The organism is Variovorax sp. OK212 (assembly GCF_900112425.1).
Taxonomy (GTDB): domain Bacteria; phylum Pseudomonadota; class Gammaproteobacteria; order Burkholderiales; family Burkholderiaceae_C; genus Variovorax.
In genome coordinates, this window is the sequence record NZ_FOLP01000009.1 from 1 (window position 1) to 25,373 (window position 25,373).

At 65.6% G+C, this 25,373-nt stretch carries 30 protein-coding genes and 2 pseudogenes; 20 read left to right on the forward strand and 12 right to left on the reverse strand.

The genetic code is table 11. The features are described 5' to 3' along the window. Positions 1–122, reverse strand: a pseudogene (locus BM004_RS40760) (IS3 family transposase); the annotation flags it as partial. A 228-nt stretch (positions 123–350) separates the two neighbouring features. On the opposite strand from BM004_RS40760, the gene BM004_RS23830 reads away from it, so the two are divergent. The 7 genes from BM004_RS23830 to BM004_RS23860 all read left to right on the forward strand — a co-directional run bounded on the left by BM004_RS23830 (position 351) and on the right by BM004_RS23860 (position 3,228). After that, complete coding sequence (locus tag BM004_RS23830) at positions 351–728, forward strand: hypothetical protein (RefSeq protein WP_143072481.1); 378 nt, start codon at positions 351–353, stop codon at positions 726–728. An 82-nt stretch (positions 729–810) separates the two neighbouring features. Further along, positions 811–1,161 (forward strand): hypothetical protein, encoded by a 351-nt coding sequence (locus BM004_RS23835; RefSeq protein WP_143072482.1) that lies wholly within the window; start codon positions 811–813, stop codon positions 1,159–1,161. A gap of 73 nt (positions 1,162–1,234) precedes the next feature. Further along, positions 1,235–1,534 carry a hypothetical protein gene (locus tag BM004_RS23840; protein WP_143072483.1) on the forward strand — a complete coding sequence of 100 codons (300 nt, stop codon included), beginning with the start codon at positions 1,235–1,237 and terminating at the stop codon, positions 1,532–1,534. Positions 1,535–1,695: 161 nt separating this feature from the next. Then, complete coding sequence (locus BM004_RS23845) at positions 1,696–1,953, forward strand: hypothetical protein (RefSeq protein ID WP_093217444.1); 258 nt, start codon at positions 1,696–1,698, stop codon at positions 1,951–1,953. Between the two features lie 97 nt (positions 1,954–2,050). After that, positions 2,051–2,344 carry a DUF3658 domain-containing protein gene (locus tag BM004_RS23850; RefSeq protein WP_093217448.1) on the forward strand — a complete coding sequence of 98 codons (294 nt, stop codon included), beginning with the start codon at positions 2,051–2,053 and terminating at the stop codon, positions 2,342–2,344. 55 nt (positions 2,345–2,399) lie between these two features. Continuing rightward, entirely contained in the window at positions 2,400–2,783 is a 384-nt protein-coding gene (locus BM004_RS23855) for a hypothetical protein (protein WP_093217450.1), read from the forward strand. A gap of 43 nt (positions 2,784–2,826) precedes the next feature. Then, a complete protein-coding gene (locus BM004_RS23860) occupies positions 2,827–3,228 on the forward strand; it encodes a hypothetical protein (protein ID WP_093217453.1) in 402 nt (133 codons plus the stop codon). 71 nt (positions 3,229–3,299) lie between these two features. Here BM004_RS23860 and BM004_RS40765 read toward each other — a convergent pair whose 3' ends face one another. After that, positions 3,300–3,761 carry a hypothetical protein gene (locus BM004_RS40765; RefSeq protein ID WP_143072484.1) on the reverse strand — a complete coding sequence of 154 codons (462 nt, stop codon included), beginning with the start codon at positions 3,759–3,761 and terminating at the stop codon, positions 3,300–3,302. A gap of 233 nt (positions 3,762–3,994) precedes the next feature. On the opposite strand from BM004_RS40765, the gene BM004_RS23865 reads away from it, so the two are divergent. The 9 genes and pseudogenes from BM004_RS23865 to BM004_RS23900 all read left to right on the forward strand — a co-directional run bounded on the left by BM004_RS23865 (position 3,995) and on the right by BM004_RS23900 (position 11,249). Then, on the forward strand, positions 3,995–4,387 hold the full coding sequence (locus tag BM004_RS23865; RefSeq protein WP_256220024.1) for a hypothetical protein: 393 nt from the start codon (positions 3,995–3,997) through the stop codon (positions 4,385–4,387). 133 nt (positions 4,388–4,520) lie between these two features. Next, positions 4,521–4,742: a DUF1040 family protein gene (locus BM004_RS23870; protein WP_143072485.1), complete on the forward strand. Its 222-nt coding sequence runs from the start codon at positions 4,521–4,523 to the stop codon at positions 4,740–4,742. Between the two features lie 260 nt (positions 4,743–5,002). Continuing rightward, positions 5,003–5,356: a hypothetical protein gene (locus BM004_RS40770; protein WP_143072486.1), complete on the forward strand. Its 354-nt coding sequence runs from the start codon at positions 5,003–5,005 to the stop codon at positions 5,354–5,356. 150 nt (positions 5,357–5,506) lie between these two features. Continuing rightward, positions 5,507–6,169: a tRNA-uridine aminocarboxypropyltransferase gene (locus BM004_RS23875; RefSeq protein WP_093217459.1), complete on the forward strand. Its 663-nt coding sequence runs from the start codon at positions 5,507–5,509 to the stop codon at positions 6,167–6,169. 148 nt (positions 6,170–6,317) lie between these two features. Further along, a pseudogene (locus BM004_RS23880) lies at positions 6,318–6,793 on the forward strand (MFS transporter); the annotation flags it as partial. Positions 6,794–7,099: 306 nt separating this feature from the next. Beyond that, on the forward strand, positions 7,100–8,611 hold the full coding sequence (locus BM004_RS23885; RefSeq protein ID WP_093130988.1) for a DUF4331 domain-containing protein: 1,512 nt from the start codon (positions 7,100–7,102) through the stop codon (positions 8,609–8,611). A 14-nt stretch (positions 8,612–8,625) separates the two neighbouring features. Next, complete coding sequence (locus BM004_RS23890) at positions 8,626–8,904, forward strand: hypothetical protein (RefSeq protein WP_093217750.1); 279 nt, start codon at positions 8,626–8,628, stop codon at positions 8,902–8,904. Between the two features lie 4 nt (positions 8,905–8,908). After that, entirely contained in the window at positions 8,909–10,099 is a 1,191-nt protein-coding gene (locus tag BM004_RS23895; protein WP_093217462.1) for a tetratricopeptide repeat protein, read from the forward strand. After that, a complete protein-coding gene (locus BM004_RS23900) occupies positions 10,074–11,249 on the forward strand; it encodes a HupE/UreJ family protein (RefSeq protein ID WP_093217465.1) in 1,176 nt (391 codons plus the stop codon). Before BM004_RS23895 ends, BM004_RS23900 begins: the two co-directional genes overlap by 26 nt. Positions 11,250–11,372: 123 nt before the next feature. Here the strand turns inward: BM004_RS23900 and arr are convergent, their stop codons facing one another. Both arr and BM004_RS23910 read right to left on the reverse strand, forming a co-directional pair. Then, positions 11,373–11,768: an NAD(+)--rifampin ADP-ribosyltransferase gene (arr, locus tag BM004_RS23905; protein ID WP_093217467.1), complete on the reverse strand. Its 396-nt coding sequence runs from the start codon at positions 11,766–11,768 to the stop codon at positions 11,373–11,375. A gap of 185 nt (positions 11,769–11,953) precedes the next feature. Then, positions 11,954–12,862, reverse strand: a complete 909-nt coding sequence (locus tag BM004_RS23910) for a LysR family transcriptional regulator (RefSeq protein ID WP_093130978.1) — start codon at positions 12,860–12,862, stop codon at positions 11,954–11,956. Between the two features lie 120 nt (positions 12,863–12,982). Between BM004_RS23910 and BM004_RS23915 the strand changes: the two genes are divergently transcribed. Together BM004_RS23915 and BM004_RS23920 are read left to right on the forward strand one after the other, a co-directional pair. Next, on the forward strand, positions 12,983–13,936 hold the full coding sequence (locus BM004_RS23915) for an alpha/beta fold hydrolase (protein WP_093217470.1): 954 nt from the start codon (positions 12,983–12,985) through the stop codon (positions 13,934–13,936). Between the two features lie 114 nt (positions 13,937–14,050). Next, positions 14,051–14,842, forward strand: a complete 792-nt coding sequence (locus BM004_RS23920; protein ID WP_093130975.1) for an SDR family NAD(P)-dependent oxidoreductase — start codon at positions 14,051–14,053, stop codon at positions 14,840–14,842. Positions 14,843–14,964: 122 nt separating this feature from the next. Here BM004_RS23920 and BM004_RS23925 read toward each other — a convergent pair whose 3' ends face one another. From BM004_RS23925 to BM004_RS23955, 7 genes are all read right to left on the reverse strand, one after another. After that, positions 14,965–15,285, reverse strand: coding sequence for a hypothetical protein (locus BM004_RS23925; protein WP_218152720.1), 321 nt, complete (start codon positions 15,283–15,285; stop codon positions 14,965–14,967). A 201-nt stretch (positions 15,286–15,486) separates the two neighbouring features. Beyond that, positions 15,487–16,263: a DeoR/GlpR family DNA-binding transcription regulator gene (locus BM004_RS23930; protein WP_093130974.1), complete on the reverse strand. Its 777-nt coding sequence runs from the start codon at positions 16,261–16,263 to the stop codon at positions 15,487–15,489. 156 nt (positions 16,264–16,419) lie between these two features. Further along, the gene (locus BM004_RS23935; RefSeq protein WP_093130972.1) at positions 16,420–18,606 is read right to left on the reverse strand and encodes a phosphocholine-specific phospholipase C; all 2,187 of its coding nucleotides are present in this window, start codon (positions 18,604–18,606) and stop codon (positions 16,420–16,422) included. Between the two features lie 26 nt (positions 18,607–18,632). Further along, positions 18,633–18,845, reverse strand: coding sequence for a hypothetical protein (locus BM004_RS23940; RefSeq protein ID WP_093130970.1), 213 nt, complete (start codon positions 18,843–18,845; stop codon positions 18,633–18,635). A 49-nt stretch (positions 18,846–18,894) separates the two neighbouring features. Then, positions 18,895–20,982 carry a LamG-like jellyroll fold domain-containing protein gene (locus BM004_RS23945; protein WP_256220025.1) on the reverse strand — a complete coding sequence of 696 codons (2,088 nt, stop codon included), beginning with the start codon at positions 20,980–20,982 and terminating at the stop codon, positions 18,895–18,897. A 231-nt stretch (positions 20,983–21,213) separates the two neighbouring features. After that, on the reverse strand, positions 21,214–21,747 hold the full coding sequence (locus BM004_RS23950) for an SRPBCC family protein (RefSeq protein WP_093217753.1): 534 nt from the start codon (positions 21,745–21,747) through the stop codon (positions 21,214–21,216). Positions 21,748–21,797: 50 nt separating this feature from the next. Continuing rightward, positions 21,798–22,145, reverse strand: coding sequence for an ArsR/SmtB family transcription factor (locus BM004_RS23955; protein ID WP_093130967.1), 348 nt, complete (start codon positions 22,143–22,145; stop codon positions 21,798–21,800). 174 nt (positions 22,146–22,319) lie between these two features. Here BM004_RS23955 and bla point away from each other — a divergent pair, with 174 nt between their 5' ends. Further along, entirely contained in the window at positions 22,320–23,213 is an 894-nt protein-coding gene (gene bla, locus BM004_RS23960; protein WP_093217473.1) for a class A beta-lactamase, read from the forward strand. Here bla and BM004_RS23965 read toward each other — a convergent pair. Next, the gene (locus BM004_RS23965) at positions 23,179–24,237 is read right to left on the reverse strand and encodes an AraC family transcriptional regulator (RefSeq protein WP_093217475.1); all 1,059 of its coding nucleotides are present in this window, start codon (positions 24,235–24,237) and stop codon (positions 23,179–23,181) included. The two genes, bla and BM004_RS23965, sit on opposite strands and share 35 nt — an antisense overlap. 102 nt (positions 24,238–24,339) lie before the next feature. On the opposite strand from BM004_RS23965, the gene BM004_RS23970 reads away from it, so the two are divergent. Beyond that, positions 24,340–25,368, forward strand: coding sequence for an SDR family oxidoreductase (locus tag BM004_RS23970; RefSeq protein WP_093217478.1), 1,029 nt, complete (start codon positions 24,340–24,342; stop codon positions 25,366–25,368). Positions 25,369–25,373 lie beyond the last annotated feature (5 nt).

Genomic DNA, 25,373 nt, shown 5'->3' on the forward strand with positions numbered 1-25,373 from the left:
CCGATCTTCGGTGCAATCGATTCGATCGCCGCCCACAGCGACGGGTACTCCCCGCGGTGCTCCTGCACCATCCTCACCGCGCGCTCACGCACCTCGGGTGAGAACTTGTTCGACTTCTTCATGGCTCAATCCTCTCAGAGTGTTGAGCCTCCACAAAATCCGGGGCGATTCACAACACGGACACGGGCAAGCCCATGTACAGGCGGGTCGCGCATTTGCTCTGCTGCGAGCGACAGCCTATCCAACATCTCAGTTACACCGCTCAGGAAGGCGATGCTTCACGCTCTCAAAGCGTGGCTGCAACAGAGAACGTGCGATTGTTTGCCGGAGCGTACATAGGCTGGGCACCCTTGGCCGGATTGAGCCTGCTCGGCAACGGTTTGCGCACAGAGCAATGGCCATCGCCTCGGGACGGGCTGTCCCTAAGCATCGGCGTGCCCCAACCGGTGTACCGCACGAGCACGCCTGGAGTGGGCTGGGCGGGGCTTCGTGGCCAACTTGAGATTTACAGCCGGCGCAGTCACTTTTTCAACTACCAAGACTATTCAGTCCCCGAGGAGCAGAACGGATTCATCGACGGTGAAATCTATGACAGTCCAGACCCCTACTTGGAGGTAACTGTCTTCCACCTTGTAGTCGAAGAAATCCACAGCTTTTATGTCGGAGATGGGTTGCTAGTGCATGACGGGTTTCTTAAGGAGCTCTACAACCCACAGCATTACTACTAAAGCCGCGTATGGTCCTTGATAGGACGTCGAGCTGTTGCAGCTCTCGGCCAGGAACGGTCATTCCAAGCAGGAGTCCAATCGCGTGAAACGAATCGTGTTGCTGACGGCTGCAGAGCGCTTCCAGCTCTCCGGCATCGGCCTAACCTTGGCGCCGGATTTCCCTGTGCAAGATGGCTGGAAGAACCTATCGGAAAAGGTCCTTGTTGTCGCGCCTGGCGGAAGCGAATTCAAGGCTCAAGCCCAGCTCAACATGGCGCACTTCAACTTCGGCAACACCCCGACGTCTGCACAGCGGGAACGGACCTGGCGCGTCGTCGTATCGCTTGTCGACGTTGAGAAGGCCAATGTGCCCATTGGCAGCCAGATTCTGGTGTCGCCCGAAACGCATCGTGCGGTGCTGGGAGGCGGTGCCTTAGATTCCGATGCGGTGTAGCGCCGCCTTCGGCCAACACCGGACATGGCCGGGTCGGTCAAAATCCGGCCACCATGAGCGATTGCGAATCAACGTGACCAAGGTTTACTTGTATGGCTGCGAGGCAACGTACGCCGGACATTGCAACTTTGAATGGATGGCGCCAATGCTCGGCGCCAGGCACAAACTCATGCTCTTTTTGGCCCAGAACGAAGAGATCTCCCGAGAAGATATTGCAGCGTCGGAACTCGTCCGATTTGGATTTGTCGAGCTCAACATCGGCGCTGGGCGTCCATTACACGTTGAGGCCCTGAATGACCAACGTATGCATGTGTTCAGGCAGCACTACGAAGGCGCACTCGACGAAGGGTGTTCGATTGTTTGGTATCCGTAGGCACGCGAGTTGCAATCGCGGGGCGAACGTCAGCTTTCGAGACGATTCGATGACTGCTCAGGGCCCGCGTCGCCGGTGATGCTTCGGCTACAGTCGGCCAAGACCAGACCTTCGTGGGCGGGGCAGAATATGCTCAAAAGCAGCCGTTCCCATAGCACGAGATGAAATTCCGCATCGAACACATCTTTCACCAGCAGCGCCCCGTGTCGCTCTTTGCGCGACAGCTCGAAGCGGGTGAGTTCGCTGTCTCTGAGAGGTCTCGCCTGGGTGGAGTGCCCATCAAGCCTTACCTGTCCCAACCTAGGGCGCTGACAGCGGACGGGCATCCGGACATGACGGTCTTCACGTTCGTGCTCGCCACTGCCAACGACTTGCCGAGACTTCAGGTAGGCCAAGATGCTGAGCTCGAAGATGCGTGACGCGTCTCGGCCAGAACCAGCCGGTCGCGCTGCAGGGAAAAGTCCGGCTGCAAGCAGCCCATCCGATTTAGGCTGACCCATCCAACAATTCAGCACGATGAATGACGAAGACACCGAGCTTTCACCCGCGGAAAGCGAACGGCTTGCCAGGCTGCCTCAAGGCGTGCTGGCGCGCATCGATGCGGCAATTCTTTCTCAAGTCTCCGACGATTGGAGGAAGGTCGCACGCGTGGTCGGGATGGCGATGCTTTCGATGCCTGACCGCCTGAGCGGAATTCCTGATGTCTTCTTCGTGAAGCGGCTCGCGCTGCTCGTCGAGTCTGGTCAACTTGAGTCGCAAGGCAGTCTACGGCGCATGCGCTTTAGCGAAGTACGGCGCCGGCCTGCCTGACGGCAGACGGCCATGACCGGACGTTCGAGACAACCTCCCAATCAACCATCGAACTATGAGCGCTGACCAAATTTCCGAGATTGCCCCAGCCGTCCGAGAGGCGGTCGAAGCGCCAGATTTTTGCGCGACGTTTGAGGTCGCCGGTCACACGGATAAATGGGTCCAGTTCCACGATGGCGCGCTCAACGCCGCGTACCCGCATGCAGAGCATCCGTCGGCGGTGCTGGCCGCACTGGGCGGAGCGTTGGTGGAATGGGCGGCAGGCCTCTCGCTGACCGTCGCCCTGCCGGCCGACGATGGGCGAACCATCGCCAGATGGATTGACCGCTACTTCGAGACGGTGCTGGGCGCTCCGGCAGACTATGGCGTTGATGTTCGGCTTGAGCTGGTCAAGACGGTAGGTCATGCGTCAAATGACTCGTCCGCGTCAGGCATCTGACGGCCATAACCAGACATTCGCAGCGCATCTCTAATTCCTGAACATGCAGCTGAAGCACCTCACCATCGACCGCATTGAACGGCCTTCTGCAGACGACGAAGAGGCCGATGTAACGCTCTCCAGCGAACAGAGCACGGTGGTCGCCTTCTGCCACCCATGCGCTTATGTCGCTGGCCAGCTCGTCCCGAATCTGCTGCGCCCTTCCGGGGTTACCGAGCTGCGCGCTCCATATCTTGAGGATTGGCCTGCAGACGAAAAGATTCGGCTCAGCGCTGAGCGACTTGAGCAGTACGGGCAGTACGGGCAGTTCGGATACCGCGGATGCGGCAGAGTTGTCGACCGAACCGCTGGGCTTGTCAGAGTTTTCGGTTTCGTCCTCGATTTCGGTGACCTACCGGCTGCGGATGTAGTCGAGTTTCAGTTCGACCGACTCGACCTGTGGTGAACAGCCGAAGGCTACGCTGCGGTGTACGGGAAAGGCTACAGCCGCCAATTGCAGACGTTTGAAGACATCCCCTAGGTCGGTCCCAAAGCCTCACACCCGGCCCTTGCGGCTTGGTCCGAAGTGAGGTCACGCACCGTCGCCGCATTCAACAAGCGCTGTAGTTCAGCGACATCCAAGCTGGTTGCAAAGATGCGAGCATCTGCATCGAGACGCGGATTTTTTTGAAACGCGACAGAAACGCGTTGCTCCACTCCATCGAAAACCTTCGTTTGGACGAACACCGCAGGTTCATTGGCCCACCAACCGCTCATTTGCATTTCAGGGACCATCTGCCCGCCCGGATATGCGGGCATTGGCTTCCACCAAGAAAATGCCACGATGCGTCCTCGCTCGTCCGTCCAGGTGCAATGAGTCTCGACAGTTGCTACAGAGGTCCCTGGGAAGGGGGTATGTTCGACCTTCTGATCTACCAGCTGATAGCTTGAAGGAAGCAGCAGGATGTAGGCCGCCGCGGTCCGTGAAATCAAGTCCATTGATGGGCCCAGAGAATTGAAGAAGTTTGGCAACCCACTATAGCCTTGCTCTGTTACCAATCTAGAAGCTGCGCCAGCTCACCCAGAAGCAGCTTTGTCTTTGTATTTGAGTACAACGTCCACTTCGCAGCATGAGCGGAGACCGCTTTGGGCCCGTTGCACCGGGCCTGTGACAGGCTACAGTCGGCCAATTTCGGACATTCACTCGTATTTCTCCAGCTCCTCGCATCCTCATGCCACGCCGCGACTATTCCGAAGACGAAGACTTCTATACGCAGGACTTCAGAAGTCCAGGCGCAGTGTCAATCTGGCTCGGTTACTCACAAGATTTCGAGCAATCGACCGATGTCCTGCAAGATCTTTGCGGCGTCGGCTATTACAGCCTGGATGAGCAAGAGGCGAACTGCTTTTCGTTCGAGCTGACAAAGGTGGAGCGCCTGCTTGGAGAGATTTCTTACGCTGCCGGTTTCGCAGCCGCCGCCGTCAAAGCCGCAAAAAGCCGGAACCTTTCAGAGGCACGCTGGGTAACTGTTCAGTTCGATTTTGCGTATGCGCCAGAAAAGGTGACAAGGCCTGTCGCCGTTGACCCAATATTTTTGGGCGTCTTTCGCTACTCCACGGAATAGCGCACTCTGCCGACGGTTCGCTTTGTAGACAGACGACCGGCAGCTTCGGGCCCCGCGCCGCCGGCGATGCATCGGCTACAGGCGGCCAAAGGGCAGGTCCTTTGCTCTTTGACTCTAGAAAAAGGCAATCTCAATGCGCGACCCTGATCGAATTCCCGAAATGCTTGAGCTGCTTGGAGAGGTTTGGCAGAGGCAACCGGACCTGCGCCTTGGGCAACTCGTTTTCAACGCAGCCAGAATGCGCGACGCCGAAGTTGAGGATGTCTTCTCTATCGAGGATGGAGGTCTAAGGAAGGGCCTCATTCGCTATCTCGAAATGATCAAGGCTCAAGAGACTCGACCTCAAGATGCATGAGTACGCCTTGCGGGCTGGTGTCGGCCAGAAGCAGACGTATACGAGTCGAGTTGCTAACGTAATCTTTGCTTATTCAACTTCAGCAACCCTTTCCTAGTAAATCGACCATGCAACGCCGTCATGCACTGTTTGCTCTTATTTCGTCCTTCGGAGTCGCCGGGTGTAGTTCTTCCGGCCCAATCTTTAGACCGGTAGCAGAACGCCGTCCGGGGCACACGGTTGTTTACGTTTTCCGACCAGCAGCCAAAGGAGCGGCGATCTTGTCCGCACTCATCGATGTTGATGGCGCAAACGTGGCTGCATTGGAAAATGGCGAGTATGTATCGCTGCCGGTTTCATTCGGCGCGCACACGATCCTTCAACGATGGAAGGCCGGCTTGCTCGGCAACTCAAAATTTGAGAATCACCCGATTTCGTTGCCGTTTGTCGCCAGTGCAGAAGACGAGATCTTTATCCGACTTGGCATGAGAAGCTCATGGGACGTGCGCGCCGGCCTTACGGTACACAATGAGTGGAACTGGAAGTTGGAATTGGTTCCAAGGTCTGCCGCAATACCTGAGATCACCCTTTGTCGCCGAGGCCAGCTTACGGCCGATTCGGGTAATCCTCTTTGATTGGATGACCGCTTTAAGGCAAACAGAGTGTCGGCTTCGGGCCCACTGCGGTCTTCCGACATTGTCCAAAGCCGCAGGTCGCCGCGCCAAAGCCAAGAGACATCCCCTTCCACGCATTGTCTGGCCAGGCACGCTGAATAAAATCCAGCCATGTCCGCCGCTTTAGTCCCACGCCCCCAATGCACCGCTTGCCTGCGCCCGCTCAGCGCCTGCATTTGCCGCTGGGTCGCGCCCACCGCCCACGCGGTGGAGGTACTGGTGCTGCAGCACCCGCTGGAGGTACACCAGTCCAAAGGCAGTGCCCGCCTGCTGCACCTCAGCTTGGCGCACTGCCGCTTGGTGGTGGGTGAGGCATTTGCCGCGCCGGTCTGGCCGGCGGACGGCAAGCACACGCTGCTGCTGTACCCGGACAGTCTGCAAGATACCGCCCCGGACCTGCGGGTCCCCCCCCCGCTACCGCCCGAGTGGCCGCAAGCCCCGTCGCGCCTGCGCCTGATCGTGCTGGACGGCACCTGGCGCAAAAGCCGAAAGATGCTCTACCAAAGCCCGCCACTGCAACAGTTGCCCCGCTTGGCCCTGCGCAATCTCCCGCCTTCGCACTACCGTATCCGCAAAGCCCATGGGCCCGACCAACTGTCCACGCTGGAGGCGACCTGCTACGCCTTGTGCCAACTGGAAGGCGGTGCGGCGCGGTTCCAGCCGTTGTTGGATGCCTTCGACGGGTTTGTAGAGTACTTGGAGCAGGCTGGCGGGCAGCGAAACGCGCAAACTGAAAAGTCCTGCCCTCGACCAGGGGTTGCGGGGTTCATTTAAGGGACCAGCTAAATGGCTGGGTTGGGTGGCCGGCCTGCAACGATGGCTGGCCGGTGTGGCCGTAGAACGGCACCAAATGTTGGCGGAGCTCTGCGAGATCGAGGAATCGGTCAACGCTTCGCAGGCGGTGATCGCGCGGGATGTGGTCTCGCTGACTCAAGCCGGCGTGTTCTTCTTCTGGACTGGACTGGACTGGACTGGACTGGCCTGCTGAGCGCCGCGTCGCAGCTTGCGGCTCCCGTGGTTGCGCAACGAATCGGGCTGCTCAACACCATGGTCTTCACGCACCTGCCGGCCAACGTTTGCCTGGTGCTGGCTGCGCTGGCGCCCAGCTTGCCGATGGCGCTGGGGCTGCTGATGGTTCGCAGTGCGCTGTCTTCGATGGACGTTCCCACCCGGACCGCTTATGTGATGGCCGTGGTGACGCCCGCAGAGCGCAGCGCTGCCGCGAGCTTCACCGCCGTTCCACGGAGCCTGGCAGCGGCCATCAGCCCGACGCTCAGCGGTGCGCTGTTCGCGGCCGGATGGATCTCTTTGCCGCTTGTCGCATGCGGGCTGCTCAAGATTTCCTACGACCTTGCGCTGTGGCGCGCGATGCGGCGGGATCGGCTCGACGCCGAGTAGCGGGCCACCCGCTTGGGTGACCGATGTCGAAAACGGCTGGAGCGGAGCGCAGCCCCGGTGATGTCGGTTGCCTGTGCTGTGGCGTCGGCAAGAGGGGCCGGCCTTCCATTGCCGCAGGACCATGGCGGCGCGGACATCGCCAGCCTCGCGCCTTATTGCTCTGTTCGGCGCCGAGCGCAAGCAGGCAATCCCTGCTCGCGCCCGCACATCCAGGTGAGCTTGTTGCGCGTACTCAGACAGCGCCGGCCATCGCGCCGTGTGAGTCGCTCGTGCCCATTTCAACATTTCTATTTCGAGGTGACGCCGATGAGATTGCTCCAAACGCCTGTCCAAGCCTGTGTTCTCGCCCTGTGCGCGGTCGCCGCAACAGGGGCCTTCGCCTCGAGCCACCGCGAGGCGCCCTCGATCGCGGGAATGCCCAAACTGGACGCCACCGACTTCTACATGTTCCGCAGCTACGAGACCAACCGCCAGGACTTCGTGACGCTGATCGCCAACTACCAGCCCGACCAGGGGCCCTACGGCGGCCCCAACTACTACACGATGGACCCGAACGGGCTGTACGAGATTCACATCGACAACACCGGCGGCGCCACCGAAAACCTGACCTTCCAGTTTCGCTTCACCAACACGCTGCGCGACATCCAGCTGCCGATCGCGGGCAAGCAGGTCTCCATTCCGCTGGTGCAGGCCGGCGCCATCACCGCGCCCAACCAGGCCACAAGCAACCTGCGCGAAACCTTCACGCTGACCGTGGTGCGCGGTGACCGGCGCAAGGGGCAGGCCGCCCCCGTCACCAACGCCGCAGGCGGCGGCGCGGTATTCGACCGGCCGACCGACAACATCGGCGAGAAGACCTTCGGCGGGCCCAACGGTTATGCCGCCTACGCGGCGCAGCAGGTCTACAACGTCAACATTCCGGGCTGCGCCACGGCGGGCCGCGTGTTCGCGGGCCAGCGCCAGGACCCGTTTGCCGTGGCGCTCGGCCAGGTGTTCGACCTGATCAACCTCAACCCGCTCGGCTCGACCAGCGCCTACGGTACCGGCACGCTCGCCACGCGCAACGTCAGCACGCTGGCGCTCGAGGTGCCCATTGCCTGCCTGACCGCGGGCGGCACCGGCCCGATCATCGGCGGCTGGACCACGGCCAGCGCACGCCAGGGCCGCCTGATCGCCAGCCCGCCGAAGAGCGGCCACGGCACCACGACGATCAACGGCGGCGCCTGGGCACAGGTCTCGCGCCTGGGCATGCCGCTGGTCAACGAAGTGGTCATCGGCTTGAAGGACAAGGACAAGTTCAACAGCTCCAAGCCGATGGACGACGGCCAGTTCGCCACCTACGTGACCAATCCGACGCTGCCAGCGCTGATCGCAACGCTGTACCCCAGCGCCCCCGCGCCCACCAATTTCCCGCGTACCGACCTGGTCGCAGCCTTCCTGACGGGCATCGACGGCGTGAACAAGCCCACCAACGTCAAGGCCTCTGAAATGCTGCGCCTGAACACCAGCATCGCGCCGACGCCCTTGGCGATGCAGAGCAACCTTGGCGTGGCCGGCAGCGACAACGCGGGCTTCCCGAACGGCCGCCGTCCGGGCGACGACGTGGTGGACATCGAGTTGCGCGTGGCCATGGGCGCGCTGTGCGTGCTGACGGGCGCCAACGACACGCTGAAGGTCGGCTGCAAGCCCAGCGACGCACCGGCGGGCGGCGCGGCCATCACCGACGGCGCGTTGCAGAGCCCGTCGGAGTTTCCGGCCGCCTTCCCGTACCTGAACACGCCGCTGCCGGGCGCCGTCAACGCCGCTGCGGCACCGTGAGCAAGGAGTACCGCATGAAGCGCAACATTCAACGCATCGGCGGCGCGCTCCTGTTGGCAGCGGCCCTCACGGGCTGTGGCGGCGGAGGGGGTGGCGGGGGCGGGGGTGGGTTCTACCCGTTCCCCGTTGGCGGCAACAACCCGCCGCCCGACCAGCTCGACGCGTACGACCAGTTCGTGGCCTATGTGCAGGCCCTGGTTGCGAGCGTGCTCGACACGGAAGAGCCGGCCAACGTGGCGGCCTTCGACCCGCCGCCGACGTCGGAAACCAAAGACCCGGTCGCTACGCAGTAACCCCATGCGCCGGACCGCATTCGCAACCCTCTGGGTGGCCGGCGCGGCGCTCGCGCTGGCCGCCGTTGCGGCGCATGCGGTGCCGCGCGTGCCCACCAGCGATGACGAGGTGGTGGAGGCACTGCCCGTCGTCTCCGGCTGGTCCGGCGAGCAGCGCAAGCTGCGCCGCGAACTCGCGCGGCGGCCGAACGACGAGGCCACGGCCATCGCTGCGGCCACCGCCTACCTCGAACTGGCGCGCGAGCAAGGCGACGCGCGCTATGCCGGCTATGCCATGGGCGCGCTGCAGGCCTGGGAGGCCACGCCCCTGGTGCAGACGCCGCCGGGCGTGCTGGTCATGCGCGCCACGGTTGCGCAGTTTCTCCACGACTTCGACGGCGCGGAGGCCACGCTGAAAGCAGCACTGGCCCGGCGCCCCAGCGACGCGCAGGCGTGGATCACGCTGGCCACCATTCTTCGCGTGCGCGGGCGCTACAACGAGTCCGACGCCGCCTGCCGCTCGCTCGGTCGCGTGGGGCCCACCTTCTACGGCGTGGCCTGCCTGGCGGAAAACGCCGGCTTGCGCGGCCACCATGCCGAAGCCAGGGATGCGCTGCGGGCGCTTCTGTCCGACCCGGCCTTGCGCGACACCCATCAGGCCGCGACGCGCCAGTGGCTGCTGACCAGCGTGGCTGAGGTCGAAGAATTGGCGGGGCGCCCCGCCGAAGCCGATGCGGCGTACCGGCAAGCGATGGCCGCGCAGCCCTCGGGCTATCTGCTGCTGGCTTACAGCGACTACCTGCAGCGCGCCGGCCGGCACGCCGAGATCGCAAGGCTGCTGGCCAACGAAGCCAGAAGCGACGCGGTGCTGCTGAGGCTGGCCATCGCTGGTGCTGCGAGCAGTACCGCCCGCAGCAAAGGCGCCCAGGCAGAGGCCGACGAGCTGCGCCAGCGCTTCGAAGCCGCCGCGCTGCGCCCCGGCACCACCGCACTGCATGCGCGCGAAGAGGCCATGTTCGCGCTCGACGTGCAGAACGACCCGAAGCGCGCGCTCGAACTCGCGCGCATGAACGTCCAGCTGCAGCGCGAGCCTATCGACCTGCTGGTGTTCGCGCGCGCCGCCACGGCTGCCAACGACACCGCCGCACGCGGCGAGGTGAAAGCGCTGATGCAACAGATCGGACTGAAGGATGCGCGTGTCGACGCAACGCCTTGAGCGCATGGTGCTGGCCATGCTGGTGCTGGCAGCGCTGCTCCTCGGCGCGGCTCCGGCGCAGGCCCACAAGGCCAGCGACGCCTACCTGCAGCTGCATCGCAGCGGCGACACCCTGGACCTGCGATGGGACATCGCGCTGCGCGACCTCGACGCCGTGCTCGACCTCGACAGCAACGCCGACCGCAAGCTAAGCTGGGGCGAGGTGCGCACGCGCCTGTCCGACATTCGCGCCTATGCGCTGGCGAGCCTGCGGCTGCAGCAGGGCCAATGCACGCTGGCCGAGGCCGAGCCACCCGCCATCGAGGACCGCATCGACGGCGCCTACCTCGTGCTGCGGCTGCAGGGGCAATGCGGCGCGGGTGCCGCGCTGGACATCGACTACCGGCTGTTCCGCGAGGTCGACCCTACGCACCGCGGCCTGCTGCGCATGGAGGTGGACGGCGGCGCGCAGCCCACGGTGCGCTCGCTGGATCCTTCGGGCGGCCCGGTCGCCTTGGCGTGGCCCGGGGTCACCGGTGCCACGAACCCGGCCGCTGCGTCGGATGCCAGCTTCTTTCGCGACGGCATTCACCACATCCTGATCGGCTACGACCACATCCTGTTCCTGGTCTGCCTGCTGCTGCCCGCCGTGCTGCGCCGCAGGCCCGAAGGCTGGGAGCCCGTCATCACCTGGCGCGAGGCCGTGTGGCCGATGCTGGGCATCGTCACCATGTTCACCATCGCGCACTCGATCACCCTGGCGCTGGCCGGCCTGAAGGTGGTGAGCATTTCACCGCGCATCATCGAGCCGGGCATCGCCATCACCATCATGCTGGCGGCCATCGACAACATCTACCCGGTGCTGCGCGGGCGGCGCAAGCTCTTCAGTTTCCTGTTCGGACTGATCCACGGCTTCGGCTTCGCGGGCGCGCTGGCCGAGCTGGACCTGCCGCTGCGCGACTTCGTCGTGGCGCTGCTGCAGTTCAACCTGGGCGTGGAGGCGGGCCAGCTCATGGTGGTGGCCGTGGTGCTGGTCGCGCTGCTGGCCCTGCGCCACTGGCGGCGCTATCCGCGGCTGGTGCTGCGCGGTGGCTCGGCGCTGGCAGTGCTGGTGGCGGCCATCTGGCTCGGCGAGCGGGTCTTCGACGTGAAGGTGCTCCCGTTCTCCTGAGGCTTGCTTCTTGGCGCTCTTGGCGCTCTTGGCGCTCTTGGCCCTTCGATCCTTGACTGACTTACGGTGCCCTCGAGCTGGTGCAGCCGCCGCTCGCGCCCCAGCCTGCATGGCAGGCGCGACTCAGTTGATGATCTCTCCCATGCCAACGCGTACACGCTCCCTGAGCTGCCGGATGTAATCGGGATCGAAGGGTTCCCAGGTGTCCAGCTCACCGACGATTCGCAGCGGTTCCCGGCTTCGGTACGAGCGCGTAGGGTTGCCCGGAAACTTCTTGTCGGTGACGTTGGGATCGTCCTCACAGGCGCCCGTGGGTTCGACGATGTAGACGCGGCCACGGCCGTCGCCCCTCGCCATTTCCGCAGCCAGCCCGGCGCCCTTGGGCAAGGCGGTGAAGTAGACGTGGTTCATGACGACGCGGCCGTCGTAGTTCGACCGGAAGCCGGCCGTGAGCAGATCACCCACCTGAAGGTCTGCCCGCGTGCCGTGGAAGTAGGGGCCTGCGTCCAAGATAGCCATCGCGGGTCGCTCCAGTGCGGAAAGGAAAAGCCGCGGAGTCTACGCGTGTCGATTTTCACGCCAGCCGGCTCGCGTGAGGTCCGATGCCGGTCGGGGTCTGCCGCACCGGCGACAGGCCCCTGTTGGCCGCGTCGGCCTGCCGCAACCGTGATGGCGGCAGCGGACGGTCGCTTGCAGATCGGCGCCTATTCGCAATCTCGCGCAGGCACGTCCTGCAAGGCCTCGACCAGAAAGTCGACCATCACTCGCACCTTGGCGCTGAGGTGGCGGCGGCTGGCGTAGATCGCCAGGATGTCGATGGGCGGCATGCAATAGCCCGGCATGACCTCGACCAATCGACCGGCGCGCACATCCTCGCCGATCACGAAGCTCGGCTGCCAGATCACGCCAGCGCCGGCGATTGCCGCCGCGCGAGCGGTGTTGCCGTTGTTGGCCCGTATCGCCCAGCGAACGCGTACGGATTCGAGCGTCCCGCCAGGGCCGGCGAACTGCCACTCGTCGGATGTCGCACCGTAGGTGTAGCCCAGGCACAGGTGCCGCGAAAGGTCTGCCGGAACCTCGGGCATGCCATGGGTCGCAAGGTATCCGGGCGAGGCGCAGACCAGGTTGTCCGAGGAGCCCAGGCGGCGCGCAATGTGGTTGCCCGACGTGGTCCGCGAGATGCGGATGGCCAGGTCGTAGCCCTCCTCGACGATGTCGACCACGCGGTCGATGAGCGCGATGTCGAGCTCGACATCGGGGTACTTCGCCATGAACCTCGGCCACAGGGGCGCCAGCACGAGGCTGCCGAAACTCAGCGGCGCGTTGATGCGCAGGCGCCCGCGCGGCTGCAGTGACGCGGTGGTCGCCAGCGCTTCGGTCTCCGCCACCTCTTCAAGAATCGACTTCGCCCGGTCGAACAGCGCTTCGCCGCCTTCGGTGAGCGACAAGCGGCGCGACGTGCGGTTGATCAACCGCGTGCGCAAGTGCGCTTCCAGCTCGTTGACGTAGCGCGTCACGTTGGCCGGGGAGGTGTCCAGCGCGTCGGCGGCCTTGGTGAAACTGCCACGCGCAACCACGGTGACGAACACCTCGTAAGCACGCAATCGGTCCATGGGGGTCGGCTCCAATCATTCAGAAAAGCTGAATGAGTAAACCACTTTTGGGGCCTTTCTGGAAGTGAAGCTGAATCATAAATTCACGTCACCCCAGCAACCGACACCAAGGACCTCGACATGACCGACACCCATCCCACCCCCGCCCCCACCCGCCGTGCACTGATCGCCGGCGCAGCCGCCTTTGGCGCCGCACTGACCCTGGCCCCGACGGCGAACGCGGCACCCCTCGTCGACGCGGTGCCCGGCTTCCGCGCCGGCAGCGCGGAGGTGAACGGCACCCGCATCAACTACCGCATCGGCGGCACCGGACCGGTCGTCGTGCTGCTGCACGGCTACGCCGAGACCGGGCACATGTGGAACCCGCTGATGCCGCTGCTGGCGAAAACGCACACCGTGGTCGTGCCCGATCTTCGCGGCGCCGGCAATTCGTCGAAGCCCGAGACGGGCTACGGCAAGAAGAACATGGCCGTCGACATCCACGAACTGGTCCGCTCGCTCGGCTTTCGCAGCGTGAGCATTGTGGGGCATGACATCGGCCTGATGGTGGCCTACGCGTATGCCGCCCAGTTTCCTTCGGAGACCGACAAGGTGGTGCTCATGGACGCGTTCCTGCCCGGCATCGGCGAATGGCAGAACGTGTGGCTTCTGCGCGACCTCTGGCATTTCCATTTCCACGGCGCAACGCCGCTGGCGCTGGTGAGCGGGCGCGAGCGCATCTATTTCGAGCATTTCTGGAATGACTTTGCGGCCGACCCCAAGCATTCGGTGCCCGAAGCCGATCGCCGCTTCTACGCCAAGGCCTACGCACAGCCCGGCGGCATGCGTGCCGGGTTCGAATACTTCAAGGCCTTCGAGAAGGACGCGGCCGAGTTCGCCGAACTGGGCAAGACGCCGCTGCCGATGCCGATGCTGGTCCTCTCCGGCGAAAAGGCCGGCGGGACATTCCTGATCGAGCAGGGCAGGATGGTTGCGACCAACGTGCAGGGCGTGATCGTCAAGGGTTCCGGGCACTGGCTGATGGAAGAGGCGCCAGACCAGGTCATCCCGGCGCTGATCAACTTCCTGGGCTGAGCGGGAACAGCATCGGCATCGAACGACGGGCGCCCGCCATGCGCCAGTCACCCCGGCTTCACGAACAGCAGACATCAACGGACACCAACGTCCAACCCTCCAAGGAGACTCAACATGGACCTTCAACTCAACGGCAAGCTCGCACTGGTGAGCGGCAGCACAGCCGGCATCGGCTACGCCATCGCGCACACACTGGCACAAGAGGGCGCAAGCGTCATCGTCAACGGCAGGTCGCAGACTGCGGTCGACGAGGCGGTGGACCGCATCCGATCGGAGACGCATGGCACGGTGGTCGGCTATGCGGGCGACCTGAGCCGGGCCGACGCCGCCGAGGAGGCCGTGCGTCGTCATGCCGGCATCGGCATCCTCGTCAACAGCCTGGGCATCTTCGAGGCCAAGGCTTTCGAAGACATTCCCGATGAAGACTGGCAGCGCTTCTTCGACGTGAATGTGCTGAGCGGCGTGCGCCTTGCACGGCTCGTACTGCCTGAAATGAGGCGAGCGAACTGGGGGCGGATCATCTTCATTTCGAGCGAGAGCGCGGTTCAGATACCGACCGAGATGATCCACTACGGTGTCACGAAGACCGCGCAGCTCGCGGTTTCGCGCGGGCTTGCGGAATCGGTCGCCGGTACGAACATCACCGTGAACAGCGTGCTTCCAGGGCCGACGAAATCGCGTGGGGTGGGCGACTTCGTCGAAGGCCTCGCGCGTTCGAGCGACAAGAGCTTCGAGCAGGTCGAGGCAGAGTTCTTCGAACACATTCGCCCGACATCGCTCATCAAGCGCTTTGCTTCGCCGCAGGAGGTGGCGTCTCTCGTGGCCTATGTGGCAAGTCCGCTCGCGTCGGCGACCACGGGCGCAGCCCTTCGCGTCGACGGCGGCGTCGTCAAGAGCGCCTTCTGACGCAGGCACGATGAGTGGTCACGGCCGATCGGCATGTAGGCCAGCGCCGCTGCAGCGGCATGCTGTCCTTGCACAAGTCGAGGGCTGTTGCCCCCGCCAGCGGCGGGGCCGGGATCCGGAACCTATTCTGAAGCTTCGGCCCGTGCTTTCACGGGCTCGGCAACCGGCTTCGAATCGTCGATCGCATTGCCGGGCTCTGACGTTGGCGGCGGCGTCAGTTGTTCGATGATTCGAATGCGGCGAACAACCAGCTCGTCGATCTCCAGCCGGCGGATGCGAGCCCGGCCCACGAAGAGCCGGCCGACAGACAAGGCACCGATGGCCAGCGCTCCGAGTGCCGCAGCGCCAATCACGATGGAGCCCAACGCAGCCGTACCGACGGCATGCGCGCCCGTGGCGCTCGCAGGCAAGGCACGCGCAGACTTTGATCGCATCAAGTTCATCGAAACACCTCCTGTTGGAACGACACAAGTCGACCGTGCGTCACCGGTACCGCGAGCAGCCGCTGCGCCGGTGCGGGGAGTCTGCGGCGGCAGCAGGCGCAGTGGCAAAGCCATGCGCTGGAGGGGCGATTTTCGGCTGCCGGGCCGCAGGTGTGCAATGGCCCGCGCAGGCATTGCAGGGCCTTGCCCTTGCAGACACCCTCAGGCCAACACGACCCGCTCGCACGCCTTGCGCAGCGCGGGCAGTCCCGGCAGGTCGCGCGCCTTCACGTCGGTCACCACCACGTGGATGTCGGCGGTGCGCGCATAAGTCACTCGGCTGGCCTGGCCGATCTTGGCGTGGTCGGCCAGCAGGAACAGCTGCTGCGCCTGCTCGGCCATGGCGCGCGCCACGGCGGCCTCGTGGTGCTCGAAGCTCATGGCGCCGTGCTTGGCGTGCAGGCCCACGGGCGACAGCAGCGCCACGTCGGCGCGGTAGCGGCGAATGGCCTCCACCGTGGTGTCGCCGCAGGTGGCCTGCGCCTTCACGTCGATCTCGCCGCCCAGCAGGATGGTGCGGTTGCCCGTGAGCCGGCCTTCGCCCGCGCCCGCGAGCTTGAGCGCGATGTTCAGCGAGTTGGTGATGACGGTCATGCCGCTCAGCGTGGCCAGCTCTTCGGCGCAGATCGACATGGTGCTGCCGGCGTCCATGAAGATGGTCTGGCCAGGCTGCAGCAGCGAAATGGCGGCCTTGGCAATGGTGCGCTTCTCGCGCTGGCGCGCCACCAGCCGCACGGCCAGCGGCGGCTCGGGCTCGGCGCTGGTGGCAATGGCGCCGCCGTGCACGCGCCGCAGCTCGCCCAGGCCTTCGAGCTCGAGCAGGTCGCGGCGCACGGTCTCGCGGGACACCGCAAGGTCCTGCACGATGCGCTCGACGCTGAGGCGCGAGAAGGTGGCGAGCAGGCTGCGGATGCGCAGGAATCGTTCTTCTTGGAGCATGAAGGATGCTGGCTATGAGAAAGAAAAAGGGCGGCGTCGATGTGACGGCCGCCCCGGTCTGCAGGTGAAAAGGCACGGGTCGACACGGGTGGCGCGGATTGCGCGCCATTGTGCCGGTCAACGCACCGTTGTGGCGCGTTGACCCGTGCCGACGCGTCAGAGGTCGCCGAGGCCCATGGCCGGGTCGCTCACCGAATGCTTGCCGGTTTCCACGCGGCCGGCAAAGCGGCGGTAGTAGGCTGCGTCGGTGTCGCAGGTGACCTCGAAGTCGTACCACTGGCCGCTGGCGGCCAGCTCCCAGTGCTGCTCCGCGGCGGCGCCGCCGGCCACGGTGGCGGTCCACGGACCGTCGGTGCGGTAGGCCTTGGCGCGAATGCTGAACTTGCTTGCGTTCGTACCGCCGTTGAGCATCTTCAGGTACACGTTGCCGTTGGCAATGTCGTAGCACACGCGCACTTCGGGGCTGGCCGCGCCGCCTGCACGCAGCGTGTTGATGTTGCCCTTGAAGTGACGGTGGAAGCCGCTGGGGCCGAGCACCCACAGGTCGTAGAAGCCGCTGTTGTCGATCGCCGGGCTCCATGCGTCGTCCAGGCCCTTGCCCGGCTCCACCATGTAGCGGCGCGGCAGGCGGTCGAGGTTGAGCTTGTCGTACACGTGGAACACGGCGGCGGCCTTGCCGGTGTTGTCGAACAGCAGCTGCACCTTGCCGCTGATGGCATCGGCGCGCGCGCTCACGTGCAGTTCATAGGGCAGGGCGCGCGACGGGCGCGTGCCGGTGGTCTGGCGCGGCAATTGCGGATCGAGCGGCAAGGCCACTTGCGCCAGTGCTTCCTGGTCGGTGCGCACCTTGGTGGCCGCGGTCTTGGTGGTGCGGCCGGCGAGCGCGGGCAGTGCCTCGGTGTTGGGCGTTGCAAAGTTGAAGGCGCTCGTGAGGTCGCCGCACACCGCGCGCCGGAACGGCGAGATGTTGGTTTCCCTCACGCCGAAACGCGCTTCGATGAAACGCAGCACCGAGGTGTGGTCGAAGGCCTGCGAGTTCACCCAGCCGCCGCGGCTCCAGGGCGACACGATGTACATCGGCACGCGCACACCGGGGCCGTACACGCGGCCGTCGGGCGCGGGCTGGCTGGTGGTGCCGGGCGGGGCGGGGTGCGTGAAGCGCTCCACGGCAAGGTCGGCGTCGGCCAGCGTGGTCTTGCCGGCCATGGTGCCGTCGGGGTTCAGCGAGGGAGCTGCGGGCGACGGGTAGTGGTCGAAGTAGCCGTCGTTCTCGTCGAAGTTGATGAGCAGCACGGTCTTGCTCCACACCTCGGGCACGGCGGTGAGGGCGTCGAGCGTTTCCTGGATGTACCAGCCGCCCTCCACGGGGCTCGAGGGGCCGGGGTGCTCGGAGAAATTGGAAGGCGCGACGATCCACGACACCTGCGGCAGCTTGCCGTTCTTGATGTCCTGGCGGAACTGCTCCAGGAAACCGCCGTCGGGCATGGTGTTGGCGATGCCCTTGTACAGCGGGTTGCCTGCGTCGTCGCTGGCCGGGTCGTAGGCCGGCGATGCCGTGTCGTTGCTCACGGGCTTGCCCGAATCCTCGTTGGCCTTGCGGTATTTCTTGAACCCGGCGAGCGGGTTGTCGGTGAAGTTGTCCGGCATGCTCTGGTAGACGATCCAGCTGACATTGGCTTCCTGCAGGCGCTCGGGGTAGGTCTTCCACTCGTAGCCCTTGGTGGAGGCGTCGATGCCGTCCCACTCGTTGACCACGGTGGCCACGCCGGCGCCCGTGGGGCCGTTGGTGCCGGTCCAGTGGAACAGGCGGTTCGAGTTGGTGCCGGTGTGCATCGCGCAGTGGTAGTCGTCGCACAGCGTGAAGGCGTTGGCCAGCGCGTACTGGAAGGTGACTTCGGCTTCCTTGAAGTAGCCCATCGACGCGTTGGTCTTGTAGCGCGGCCACTGGTAGGTGCGCCCGCCGTCCCAGGCGTTCTGGCCGTCGCTCCACGAGTGCGGGGTACCGCTCACGCGCTGCGCGTTGCCCTTGCGGCTGTCCAGGTGGTAGGGCAGCACGGGGTTGCCCGTGGCATCGCCTTGCTGCCACACGCTGCGGCCCTTGGGCAGCGGAATGGTGAAGCGGTCACCGAAGCCGCGCACGCCCATCAGCATGCCGAAGTAGTGGTCGAACGAGCGGTTTTCCTGCATCAGGATGACGATGTGCTCGACGTCCTTGATGGTGCCCGTGGTGTTGTTGGCCGGAATGGCGAGCGCGCGGCGAATGCTTGGCGGAAAGGCCGTGAGCGCGAGGGCAGCGGCGCCGGTGGTGGCGGCGCCCGAGAGGAAATTGCGGCGTGAAGTCATGGTCTTGTTCTGGCGTGTTCGTGAGGTCAGCGGGCGCAGCGCATGTCGGGCTGCGTGCCTGCTTCGGGCGTCGGGGTCGTCGGTGTGGTGGGGGTGACCGGGATCACCGGTGTGCCGCCGCCGCTACCGCCGCCGCAGGCGGAGAGCGCGCAGGCCGCGACGAGCGTGGAAAGCAACGCGGGGAGGAATGTGGGTCGGAACGCTGGCAGGGTCCGCGCGCGCAGGGTCGGAAATCTCATAGGGGTCCTTTGGGGGCTGTACTTGTGTACGGGGCGTTTGTGGAAGGGGTCAGGGAATGAGCGTCGACAACGGTCGCGCCGCCTTGTAGAGGCTGGTGACTTCGTCCGCGGTGAGTGCGCGGTTCCAGATCGCGAAGTCGTTGAAGTCCATGGCGCCGCGCGGCGAAGCCGACTGGCGCTTGTAGTAAAGGCCGGAGCCGTCTTCGTTCAGGCCGATGCCGTTCTTCAGGCCGCCGAGCTTGGCCACCAGTGCCGGCGACAGCGCCACGTGGCCGGTCTGGATGCCGCGCACCGGGTCGACGGCGTAGGCGTCCATGGCCAGGCCGGCCTTGTCGATGACCATGGCCACGTAGGCCCACTGGCCGCCGCTCAGGTAGTGCGCGCCCTTGATCTCGCCGCGGGCGCTGCCGGTGCCGGTGTTGAAGCGCAACTCGCAGCTGCTGAACAGGCCGATGGCAATGCCTTCGTTGTTGCCGGTGTCGTAGTTCTTGTTGGCGATGACGGTGCCGCCGTTGCCCACGCCCTGGCTGCAGGTGGCGTCGGTGCGCACCCAGAAGCCGATGGTGAAGGCGGTGGTGGCTGCGTCCGTCGTCACGTCGGTCACCTGCTTCACGCGGTAGCCGGCCATGCCGCTGGCGTTGGCCGTGCGGCTGTCCACGCGCAGGGCCTTGGCGCGGTCGCGGGTGCGCATGCCGTCGTCGGTCAGCAGCGAGCCGCCGTCGGCGTCGACAGCCCAGGGGCCGAAGGTCGAGGCGCCGGTTTTCACGTCGACACCCGGCAGTGCGTCGAGCGGGTAGTAGCTGACGAGGCCGTTGATGAGCGTCGGCGCCAGCGGCACCGGCTTCAGGTACGCGATCTGCGCGGTCAGCGAAACCACGGTGTCGCCGGCCACCAGCGTGTACACGTAGCTGTAGGTGCCGTCGCTCACCGCGTCGACGTAGTCGGCATACGAGGTGCTGCCGGCCGCCAGCGTGGCCACCAGCTTGCCGTTGCGCAGCACCTGCACCGGCAGGTTGGCGTTGCCGGCGAGCTTCCAAGACAGCTCGATGTTGTCCTTGTCGGCACCGGTCCTGGCGGCGAACTCGCGCAGGCTGGTGGTGCCTTGCAGCGCGATGCCGTTCAGGCCGTAGCTTGCGGCGGCGGGCGTGGAGCCCAGGTGGCGCAGCACCGTCGGTGCGATGTCGGTGGCCGCGGCGAGCTGCAGCAGCGTGTTGTCCGCCGGTGCCGCCGTGCCCGTGCCGGGCAGGCCCGCGAGCTCCTTGTTGCTCGCAATGAAGATGGTCTTGTTCTCGAGCGTCTGCAGCCCCGTGGCGCCGCCGAAGGCGTCCAGCCCGTGGCCCGTGGTGAGGATCACCAGCCAGTCTTCCCTGGCGTCGTTGGCCGTGCGGCGGGCAATGCGCTCCAGCAACTGGCCGACGCCGGCGGCGGTGTCGGTCACGGCGCGACGGTAGGTGTCGCTGCCCAGGCCGCTGCCCGCCGCGGCGCTGGCCGGGGCACCGTATTGCGCCACGACCAGGTCGTGGCCCGAATCGATGAGCTGCGCGGTGTGCTCGGTCACGCAGGCGTCGGAGCCGGCGCAGTCGAACGCGGTGTCGATGGCGCCAGTGTCGTTGCGCACGAGGGCGGGGTACAGCGGGTTGGCCGTGATGGCGCCGGTCTTGTAGCCAGCGGCCGTGTTCTGCTTGGCCATGGCGAAGATCGACGGTGCGAGCTTGGCGTCGACGCTCTGGTCGCTGGTGTCCCAGCGCACGCCGTGGCGCTGCACCCAGGTGCCCGTGAGCAGCGTGGCCCATGAAGGGCCGTCGGTGAGGCGCTGCTGCGTGAGCGAGCCGTTCGCTCCGCCCGTCCATGCGGGGGCGACGCGCAACGACTGCAGTGCCGGCGCGCGCTTCTGCGCGATGGCGTCGGCAAGCGCGGCGTGCGTGAGGCCGTCGATCTCGACCACCAGCGCCTTGGGGCCGCTCTTGCCTTGGTTGACGGTCGGTGCCGCGTTACCGCCACCGCCCGCGGCCGGTGCGTTGCCAACCAGCGAGAAGCCGGAGCCCCCGCCACCTCCGCCGCCGCAGGCTGCCAGCAGCAAAGCGACGCACAGGCTTCCTCCCGCCGACGCGCGGCGCGCATTCGTTCCTCTGATCATTCTGGTTTCCGGTGAATTGACATGTACGCCCCGCGGCCGCGCCACGGGACTGTGGTATTTGCTGTGCTTTGGCAATGAAATGTAATTGCAACAAAACACACAAACACTCGTAATGCCTCAGATGTTGCGTGCCGAAGGTGACAACGGTTTGACACCGCGCGCGATCGTCCGAACATGAAAAACGGGGCCCGAAGGCCCCGTGAGAGAAACGAGAGGAAAGGGTGCGCGGTCTCAGGTGAGCTGCGCCTCGTACCCTTTCTCCACCTCCGCAAGGTTTGTCCAGAACCCTTGCGGCTCGCGCCCCGCCAGCACGTCGATGAGCACATCCACATGCGCGTGCCAGCCGCCCGCCACGCTGAGCATGTCCTTGCGGCTGGCCAGGCGCCGGTGCGTCAGCACGAGCTGCGTGGCGTCGCCCTGCGGCGTGAGCTCGAAGGTGACTTCGGATGGCGCCGGGCCTTCGTCCCAGCTGATGGTCAGCAGCGTGGGTGCTTGCATGCGCACCAGCTTCGACTTCTGCACGATGGGCTTGCGGCATTCGGCGAAGCGCTCGGGTGCCACCTCGCCGGTGAGCTGGGTGTGGTCGAAGCGCAGGTCGAACAGCTCGCCCGGCTGCTGCGCCATGGTGCCGCCGGCGAGCCATGCGGCGCGTTTGTCGGGGTCGGTGAGGTAGGCCCATACGCGCTCGATGGGGGCGGGCAGCGTGCGTTCCGTGCGCAGGGTGGCGGCGTCGACCTGGGTGCCCAGGCTGTGCTTGATCTTCATTTGCGGGTGCTCCTTGTGAAAGGGGAAGGGGTAAAAGCGAAAGGCGAAGATCACTTGCCGGAATCGGCGTCGCGCCGCAGGGCCTGCTCCAGCGCATCGAGCCGGTTGTTCCAGAAGCCTTCGTAGTAGCGCAGCCATGCGTCGGCCGTGGCCAGCGCGGCGGGCTCCAGGCGGCAGATGTGCGCGCGGCCCTGCACGGTGCGCGACACCAGCCCCGCGCGCTCCAGCGTCTTCACGTGCTTGGAGGCGCCCGCAAAAGACATGCGGAACGGCGCGCCGAGTTCGCCCACGCTGCATTCGCCGTGCGACAGCAGTTGCAGCATGGTGCGGCGCGTGCTGTCGGCCAGCGCGTGGAAAACGGCGTCGAGCCGGGCGTCCTGGAGTTCTAGTTCAACCATGAGGTTGAATATAGACCTGTTTGAGTCAACGTTCAACTCATCGGTTGAATTAAGGTTCGGCGTTACAGCGGATACACCCGGGACGCAAAACACGCGCGGGTCGCTGGCCCGCCCGGACCGGCGCTCCTACGATCGCGTTCATCCCATCCATTCACCGAGAGAAAGAAGAAAGACATGAAGTCATCCGTCCAGCGCCGCAGCTTGTTGCTTGCCGCCACCGTGCTGCCGCTTGCCAGTGCCTGCACCGCCTGGTCCGAGAAAGGAGCGTCATCGTCGTTGTCGGCCGAAGCGCAGCTGGCCGAGCTCGAGCGCGCCTCGGGCGGGCGGATCGGCGTGGCGGGGCTGCACACCGGCAGCGGTGCGCGCTTCCAGCACCGCGCGCACGAGCGCTTTCCGATGTGCAGCACCTTCAAGCTGATGCTGGCCGCCGCCGTGCTGGAGCGCAGCGCCAAGGACGCCAGCCTGCTGTCGCGCCAGCTGAGCTACGGCAAGAGCGACCTGATCGCCAACTCGCCCATCACCGAGAAGCACGTGGCCACCGGCATGAACGTGGCCGACCTGTGCGCGGCCACCATCCAGTACAGCGACAACGCCGCCGCCAACGTGCTGCTGAAGCTGCTGGGCGGCCCGCCCGAGGTGACGGCCTTCTCGCGCCGCATCGGTGACCAGACCTTCCGCCTCGACCGCACCGAGCCCGAGCTGAACACCAGCATTCCCGGCGACCTGCGCGACACCACCACGCCCGCGGCCATGTCCGACAGCGTGCAGCGGCTGGTGCTGGGCGACGCACTGGGTGCGCCGCAGCGCGACCAGCTCAAGACCTGGCTGCTTGGCAACACGACCAACAAGGAGCGCTTCCTGGCGGGCGTGCCGGCCGGCTGGAAGGTGGGCGACAAGACGGGCGGCGGCTCGTACGGCAGCAACAACGACGTCGGCGTGCTGTGGCCGCCGGCGGGCGCGCCGCTGGTGCTGTCGGTCTACCTGACGTTTCCCGAGAAGGACGCGAAGACGCGCAACGACGTGGTCGCTTCGGCTACGCGCATTGCGGTGACCGCGCTGGCGGGGTAGGCGGTGCAGCTGGCGCTACAGGCGCCTGCCCTGAGCGGCTTGAGCGGCTTGAGCGGCCTGAGGTTCCGGCGAGCTGCAGCGCCCGGCGGTAGGCCGTGGGCGAGCTGCCCGTGACGCGCTTGAATGCGTTGCTGAACGCACTCTCGGACGCGTAGCCCAGCGTCTGGGCCACCACCGCCACGGGCGTGGCGTTTTCACCCAGCGCACGTTCCGCCAGGCGCATGCGCCACTCTGTCAGGTACGTCAGCGGGGCAACGCCGGCCACCGCCTTGAAGTGAAAGGCGAAGGTGGTTCGCGACATCGCGCATGCCTTGGCCAGGTCTTCGAGGTGCCAGGTGCGCGCGGGATCGTCGTGCATCAACCGGAGGGCTGGTGCAATGCGCGGGTCGCTCAACGCCTGCAACCATCCCGCGGCAAGAGGCCCGGCTTTTTTCAGGTGCGCGCGCAGGATCTGCACGAACAGCAATTGGGCGAGCTGCGTCGACGCCACCTGCGCGCCAGGCTCTCCCGCGGCCCGCTCCTGCACCAGCTGGTCGAGCAACCAGCGAAAGACCGAGGCTTGCGGTGCGGCGGCCTGGATGTGGATCCACGGCGGAAGCGCGTTCAGCAGCAGCGGCCCGCTGACGGGGTCGAGCAGCACATGGCCACCGATGTGCGCGAACTCGCTGCCGTCGCCCAACTGCGCCAAGGCGCGACCGGCGCCCGAGAAGAGCGCCATGGCGTCGACGGGCTCGACGTCGGGCGCGCTCGACAGCACCGACCACAGGGGCGCCGACAGAAGGCCCACATCTCCGGTCTCGAAGCGCACCGGCTCGGGCTGACCTTCCAGCCGGACCCAGCAATGGCCGCGCACGACCGCGAAGAACTTGATCTTGTCGGGCGCCGGAAACCGGATCGCCCATGCGCCGCCGGCGGTGAAGCCGCCTGTGAGCAGGCTCTGCGCCTGCGTGAGCCTGAGGATGTCGGAGAAAGGGTCGGCACTCATTCGCGGACTATCGCGCAGGCAAAGCGGACTTTCAAGCATTCACAGTACGGCGTTTCGAAAATATCGTTCTCCCTGTGCTGCCGGACCGTGCTGCGACGAGGTCGCCATGGCCGCTGCGTCACACAAAACCGAGGAACATCCATGAGTCAAGAGTTGGTGCTTGTCACCGGGGGCACCGGGTTCATTGCACAGCATTGCATCCTGGCGTTGCTGCGCCGGGGCTTTCGAGTCCGCACGACGGTGCGATCGCTTTCAAGGGAAGCGGAGGTTCGCGAGAACCTCAGGACGGGAGGCGCGCATTCGGGCGACCTCTTGTCGTTCGTGGCCGCCGACCTGGCCGCGGACAGCGGATGGGCCGAGGCCGCCAGCGGGTGCGCCTATGTGCTGCACGGCGCTTCGCCGACGCCTTCCGGCGCGCACGCGACGCTGGACGACTGGATCAGGCCCGCGGTCGACGGCAACCTGCGCGTGCTGCGAGCGTCGCGTGACGCGGGAGTGAAGCGGGTGGTACTCACGTCGGCGTTCGGCGCCGTCGGCGTCGGCCACAAGCCGATGAGCCGGCCCTTCGACGAAGCCGATTGGAGCGACCTCGCAGGCAACGTGGCCCCGTACCAGAAGTCGAAGACGCTGGCCGAACGGGCCGCGTGGGACTTCATCGAAAAGGAGGGCGGGGGGCTCGAGCTGGCTGCGGTGAACCCGACGGCGGTTCTGGGCCCGGCGCTGGGCGCCGACTACTCCCACTCGATCCGGCTCATCAAGAACATGATGGACGGCCAGCCGGGAATGCCCAAGATCAACTCGGGCTTTGTCGACGTGCGCGACGTGGCGGACCTGCACCTGCGCGCCATGGCCGACCCGGCCGGAAGCGGCCAGCGCTTTCTCGCGATTTCGGGCGAGAGCATGTGGCTCGCCGAGGTGGCGAGGGTGCTCCGCGCGCGCATGGGCGCGTCGGCAAGCAGGGTGTCGGCGCGAACCTTGCCGAACTGGCTGGTTCGACTGGGCGCGAAGAAGGACCCGAGGATGAAGGACATCGTGCCCATGCTCGGCGTGAACATGAACGCCACGAGCGCGAAGGCAAGGCGCCTGCTCGGCTGGAACCCGCGCCCGGCCGAGGAAGCGATCGTTGCAACGGCCGAGAGCCTGGTCAGGCTGAAGCTGCTGAAGGCCTAGGCTTG